Annotated in this window: 1 protein-coding gene; it reads left to right on the plus strand. The window is 45.7% G+C overall.

The features are described 5' to 3' along the window. Positions 1-525: 525 nt before the first annotated feature. Positions 526-1,121, plus strand: a 596-nt coding sequence (locus Q7U33_RS06105) for a hypothetical protein (RefSeq protein ID WP_304858749.1), incomplete at its 3' end; no start/stop codon positions are given.

Consider the following 1,121-nt stretch of genomic DNA (forward strand, 5'->3'; position numbering starts at 1 on the left):
ATTCACTAGAAAAGAAAAAGGCTCCCATCGCTGGAAGCCTTTTAGATATTGGTAGGGCGTGCGGGGATCGAACCCACGACAAACGGATTAAAAGACCGTCTAAGTCAATAATTAACAACAAGCCAAAACAAACTAAAACAATATAATCAATAAGTTATATCAAATACTTTATTGCCTCATGTTGCTGATTATTGTATTTTTTTATCCTTGAGTGTCCCACCAGTGCCCCATGGGGGGCGGGGCTATATGTCCGCAATGGGGGGCGGTGGGCTTGAGTCCCAGCAGATACTATGACATCTACGTGTTACATATAAAATTACGATTTGTGACTTTGTAAAGTACAGCATCGCTCGTGCTAACGAAAGGCAGAATGACAGTCCAAATACAAATGCGGGAACGAGCAACGCAGTGCGACCGCTGAAACCTGATACGCTGGTCGGAGGACAATAAAACAAAGGCAACGCAATAAATATCAGGTTGTAATGTATTATGCCAGTATAAAAATGAATAAAGATGGAGGGTTATATGCAAGAAATAGAAGAAATTCGCACTGCAGAATATCTGCTCAGAGCATCACCAGAGACCGTCTATGAATGGTTCAAGGCTCAACCTCAACGCACTCTGGAATCTGGTTACTTCTTTGGAAATGATGTTCCGGAGGAAATTGAAAAGAAACTCCTGGGGCGAAATAATGAAATCATAGACATCGCCCTCGCGGCTTGGGGTACAAACTCCGAAACAACCGTGGCCCTGTATCACCGATGGTGTGCTCGCTCGGTTGTCACTGATTGGCCGCCTCAATCCTCAACGTACCCTTATGCGATTCTCGCCCTCACCCTCGCCAATGTGAATGCACCTGCGGCACCATGGTGGTCAAATGAACGAATCCCGACGAATGATTTTGACTGGCTGATTGAGTATGGCGACGACGACCTATTCCGCTTGATGCACGCAAACATTGCGCTAGGATTCGTATTGCTAAGACATTGTGCCAATAAGTATGGCGCATACGGTCGAATTGATGAGCGTCGATGGCTGTTTGCATTGCAAGCACTGGGGTATAACAAAGTCCTGCATCGTATCGATAAGACCGACGATGAGGGTCCTGACTTAACCCATTC

Origin of the sequence: Methylotenera sp., assembly GCF_030653755.1 — a bacterium.
In the GTDB taxonomy this organism is placed as follows: domain Bacteria; phylum Pseudomonadota; class Gammaproteobacteria; order Burkholderiales; family Methylophilaceae; genus Methylotenera.